Below are 5,263 nucleotides of genomic sequence, written 5' to 3'. Positions count from 1 at the left end.
TCAACAACTGAAATCCTCTGCGATATAAATCGCTACTGCGTAAGTCCTACTATAACATGCGCAGCAGAGTTCCTGAGCAGATTATCTCCTATGGGTCCAACAAGAAAGGGGCGTGTTATAGCCTGCTGCTATTTGTGGTCATTCTGTCCTCGGGGCTGCTGAAGTTACAACATCTCGGACATCCATCCCTCCATTCACCGGATGAATGTTGTCATGCTCTTGTTGCAAAAAATCTCCTCAAACATCCGTTCAAGCCGACGCTGATTGATATCCCTTACCTGCCAACTTTCGCTTTTGATTGGGGGGCTAATCACGTCTGGTTGCATAAGCCAATTCTCGGGTTGTGGCAGATTGCGGGTTCTTATTGGCTGTTCGGGGTTAACACATGGGCACTACGGTTTCCATCTGTGATTTTAAGCACGCTTGCTGTGTGGTTGACGTATCTCATAGGAAAGGAGCTGCTAAGTCGGCAGGCAGGTTTTATCGCTGCGACGATTCAGGCATTTTCCCCGTTTTTGATGCGGTTAATACATGGGTATCAATTCAGTGATGCCGTTGATGTCTCGCTTTTATTCTGGACAGAATTTGCCATTTATTTTCTCGTGCGGGCATTGCGGACAGGAAAATGGTGGGATATCGGTCTTGCAGGATTTGGTCAAGGATGTGCCTTTCTCAGCAAATCATATCTCGCTTTAATTGTAACAGGTTTGATTGTAACAGCGTGCGTGGCACCTGCCCTTGGAATGGCAAAACGCGCGGATACCCGCATTCGCGGTCGGCACATACTGGGGCTGACCAGTGTTTTTTTGCTCACAATACTACCGTGGACACTTTGGACAGCGATTCAGTTCCCTGTTGAATTCCAACACGAACATTTGTATGTATGGTTTCATTTAACAACAGACATTGAGGACTGGGGGGATCCGTGGGACAAGGTTATCTTGGTTTACGGACCCATATTGTATGGTATTTTTTATCTGCCGATGAGCATAGCAGTGCTTGTCCTCATATGGAAGTTGTTTTCCGAGGAGAACATTGGGTTGACGCTCACGTATGCCTGGGGGTTCGGAGTACTCATTCCGCACCTTTTGGCGGCAACGAAAACCCCCTCAGCAACGCTCATCGGCATGCCAGCTTTCTTGTTGATTTTTGGTGAGGGAGTACATAGATGCTTGTCATGGATGCAAAAACGCAAAAGGTTCGCTTTCCGAATTGGTATAATTATGACAATCGTAAGTCTGCTTGCCCTCGGCGTTCACACAATAATTGGAGCGTGGCAGGTTACGTCGCGTAACAGAAATACGCGAACATTGGCAGAGACTGCGAGTTATGCTGAGACGCAACTCCCTCAAAATGCCGTTCTCCTTGTGGAACTTGATGCCGACAAACTCCGGAATACAGATGATCATTTGCGGCTTATGTTCCTTATGTCAAAAACAGCACATCCACTTAGCAATCCAGATGCGTGGGAAGAAAAAGCAGCACAAGTGCGTAAAGCTGGTGGTATTCCCTATCTCGTATCATTCCGAGAGTGGGCCTTACCGATCGTATTTACCAGTCTAACCGATAAACGGACAATCTATTCTGATGAAATTCCGTGATGCAATTATCGCAGGTGTTACACATATTTTGCAAAATAGGCTCCGCGCTGCGCTATCTATTCTGGGTATCCTCATTGGGGTTGCCAGTGTCCTATGCATGATAGCGATCGGCGACGGCGCGAAGCAGATTATTGCGGACGATATTGATAAACTTGGTGGAGCAAATCAAGTCCAATTCGTAACTCGCCACGGCATTTGGAAAGGCATGCGTTTTATACGTAGAACAACCGAGCGTTATACGCTTGATGATGCATACGCAATTGAGGCAGAATGCCCGGATGTTCTGTTTGTTTTGCCAAAAAACGATAGGTACCGCGGCAGCATTACGACCCACCACGGAAGCCAAGCATACCTATTTGTAGAAGGTGTGACAATAGATTACGCCCAAGGCATGCGGTGGGAAGTGCAATACGGACGCTTTTTCTCTGAAAGCGATATTCACAGTGCAGCACAAGTGTGTGTACTCGGGGCTGCTGCTGCCACAGAACTGTTCGGAGAAAAATCCGCTTTAGGACACGAGATAAAAATTAAGTTACGTTGGCGACAACCACCCGTCCGGTGTCGGGTTGTCGGCATTATGGCAACGAAAGGCCGAAGCCTCAATAGTTACAACAGATCGTTGGATGACATCGTCTGTGTGCCCTTGACAATGCATCAACAAAGACTCTCTGGAGACCGTTATATTGAACGGATTATCGTTTTTTTTCAAAAAGAAACGGATGTTTATAGCGTCATTGAATCTGTCCGGAAACTGCTCCGCAAAAGACACAGAGGCACCGATGATTTCATCGGTTATCGAATACCACAACGGACCCTGCGGCGGTTTGACCATATTGAACAAGTGATAAAAATCGCTTTAGGAGGCATCGCCAGTTTTTCGCTGTTTGTCAGTGGCATCAGTATTATGAATATATGTCTTGTCTCTGTAGGGGAAAAAACGCGGGAGATAGGCTTGCGGAAATCGGTTGGGGCGAGACGACGAGACATTTTCTGGCAGTTTCTCACGGAGTCGGTCTGTTTATGCCTATGTGGTGGAATTCTCGGCATCGGTTTTGGCTACCTCACAGCGCATGGAATGGCACTGTTGGCAGTGAAGATTGTCCCTATTATCTCAAAGTGGCCGGTGGTGTTATCTCTGCCATGGATACTAATTTCGGTGTTCTTTTCCCTATTAATAGGTGTCGGTTTTGGGCTCTATCCTGCGATGCGTGCGGGTCGGCTTTCACCTATTGATGCACTCAGGACGGATAGATAACGAAAAAACTTGTGCTACCCGCTTTGAGGATTCAGGAAGAAAAAGTCACTTGCCCACTTTCTGATTAACTATTTCTTGCAACCGTGTTATCATTTCTTAAAGTGATTCTGATGCGGCAGCGGATACTCTTACCACCTCTTCATCTTGTAGTTGCGGACATTCTAATTGTCCCGGCGGTTCATGCAGTTGCGGAGGTTCTTCCAAATCCTGTAATAGTAGTTGTGGGACCTGCAGTTGCACCACGACGGTATGCGACAGCGGGAATATTTTCTGCACTACTCAAGGTGGTACATGCACCAAAAACCCTTGAGAATCGGCTAACATCTAGCTTTGGGATCCTTAGTTGCCTCTCTGTATAGAGGCAAATCAGCCTAAGATGTGAAAAACTCTTCAAAAGTATCCCAAGTTGCTAACGTTGATTATATCGGTTATAATCTATGAAGGCATTAGTAACTTGGGACATCCAGTAATAATTCAACTAAAGAACCTAAAATGAAAGTTTATAATCAATCTCTTAAAGATGACACCCCCAACTATCCTACAGAAAACACTATTTGTTTACCTGACAACGCAGTCGCCCGATTCGGAAAAGGGGGTGTTTCCGATGTTGCAGTATCTCCAGATAGACACCTCATTGCTGTAGCATCGCGTATTGGTGTGTGGATATACAACGCCCATACGGGTGAATTTGTGTCCTTAATCGGTGTTGAAAGCACAGGCATTCTCAACACCGTAACTTTTTCACCAGGCTGTAGCCGACTTGCTTTAGGAGACTGGGATGGTAGAATAACGTTGTGGGATATTGGGACTAAGGAAAATATTTGGTGTGTTACGCATGAAAAACGAGTTAGTTCTATTCGCTTCTCCGCAACTGGTAGATACTTGGAAACTGTATTATCAGATGGTGTTGTCAACATATTACGTGTTGACGATGGCACAAGAGTCACAAAAGCAATAAAGGAGACATTTTCTGAAAATAGGGATGCTCATGAGGAAAAGTGGAAGGACAAAAACATAAGTAAAGCCCTTGCGAACCATTCACGACACGACCATGGATGGCTTGTCGCCTTTTCACATCATGGGAAACATATAGCAGGCCTGAATAAGGCGGACACCTTGACGTTGTGGGAAATAGGAACGGGGGAACAAACCTCTACGCTGGAAAGGGTTACCGGGCATGGTGAATGGGTCTCGATATTCCGAGGACGAACCTTAGTTTGCTCGCCCGAGGGCCGTTATCGTGTGATTAGTTTTTTTAACACTGAACACCACACAGTAACACTGTGGAATGAAAAAACCGTCACAAGTTTCACCTCAGATATGCCTATTCTTTCCGCTGCAGCATCACCGAATGGTCGCCTTTTGGCAACTGGAGGTTGGGATAAAAGCGTCACACTTTGGAACATAGAGACCCAGAAACCCTTTTGCACCCTTGAAGGACACATTGGAGAAATTAGCGATCTCGCGTTTTCCCCGGACGGGAGTCTCCTTGTAAGTGGGGGTGCGCGGAGTTGGGAATATGAGAAAGATGAGGATGGAAGTACGCTTCGCCCCGAAGAGTTCTACACGTTCCAATTAGGAGCAGATGGGACAGTTCGGTATTTTTCCTCTGGAAACAACCCTACGGATACAACTGCCAAGATCTGGGAGATCTCTACTGGTAGAAACATTGTCACACTTAAGCACCCCAACATAATCAATCGAGTCGCGTTTTCACCAGAGGGAACACGGCTTGCTACAAGCACGCGTAAAACCATTATTCTGTGGTGCACACAAACATGGCAATCCGTTGCTACCTTTGATACAGTCAAAATTGAATCCCTCGCATTTTCACCAGATGGTGCACGACTTGCCGTTGGAGGAACATGGCCAGAACAAAAGATTCAAATTTGGGATGTGAAAGTGGGGGAACTTGTCGTTGAATTTTCGGGACATAAAAGTGATGTAGAATCTCTGGCGTTTTCACCAGAGGGGCATCTGCTTGCAAGTGGTGGATTTGATGGTGTCATCTATTTGTCGGACATGACTCCTTATCGATAACACGTGCAGCATAGTTTCTGAAAGGCTTCTTTAATTTTATAGTGGACCCAGTAATGAATGAGACATTCTGTCGGGGTTACAAACCCCTCCTACAGTATGCGTTAAGGAGACCTGAAATGTTTCTTTAATTCTAAACTGTACTATAAACTGTACTATAACACGAACAACGAAAAAAATTGTGCTACCGGCTTTGAGGGTTCTCCTGAAGAAAAACATTTGACTTTTTTTCTAATATATGCTATACTTAATGAAGATACTGGCGTAGAATTCACACGTCAATCCAGAAAACTGCCGGTGTAGCTCAGTGGTTTAGAGCACACGACTCATAATCGTGCTGTCCGGAGTTCGACTCTCCGCACCGGCATTG

3 protein-coding genes and 1 tRNA gene are annotated in these 5,263 nt (G+C 45.8%); all 4 read left to right on the top strand.

The features are described from left to right. The first annotated feature begins 56 nt into the window (after positions 1–56). The 4 genes from F4X88_05940 to F4X88_05925 all read left to right on the top strand — a co-directional run bounded on the left by F4X88_05940 (position 57) and on the right by F4X88_05925 (position 5,260). Complete coding sequence (locus F4X88_05940; GenBank protein MYA55816.1) at positions 57–1,601, top strand: phospholipid carrier-dependent glycosyltransferase; 1,545 nt, start codon at positions 57–59, stop codon at positions 1,599–1,601. Next, on the top strand, positions 1,588–2,856 hold the full coding sequence (locus F4X88_05935) for an FtsX-like permease family protein (GenBank protein ID MYA55815.1): 1,269 nt from the start codon (positions 1,588–1,590) through the stop codon (positions 2,854–2,856). The genes F4X88_05940 and F4X88_05935 overlap by 14 nt, the downstream gene beginning before the upstream one ends. Before the next feature lie 492 nt (positions 2,857–3,348). Further along, entirely contained in the window at positions 3,349–4,896 is a 1,548-nt protein-coding gene (locus tag F4X88_05930) for a hypothetical protein (GenBank protein MYA55814.1), read from the top strand. Positions 4,897–5,186: 290 nt separating this feature from the next. Continuing rightward, positions 5,187–5,260 (top strand) — tRNA-Met (locus F4X88_05925). The last annotated feature ends 3 nt before the right edge of the window (positions 5,261–5,263 follow it).

The organism is Candidatus Poribacteria bacterium (assembly GCA_009839745.1).
Lineage (GTDB): Bacteria > Poribacteria > WGA-4E > WGA-4E > WGA-3G > WGA-3G.
This window is presented reverse-complemented; position numbering and strand designations above follow the sequence as displayed.

Bases quoted from the DNA above. Each gene is read 5' to 3' on its own strand.
- F4X88_05940 (MYA55816.1), top strand. From the start codon at position 57: ATGCGCAGCAGAGTTCCTGAGCAGATTATCTCCTATGGGTCCAACAAG.
- F4X88_05935 (MYA55815.1), top strand. From the start codon at position 1,588: ATGAAATTCCGTGATGCAATTATCGCAGGTGTTACACATATTTTGCAA.
- F4X88_05930 (MYA55814.1), top strand. From the start codon at position 3,349: ATGAAAGTTTATAATCAATCTCTTAAAGATGACACCCCCAACTATCCT.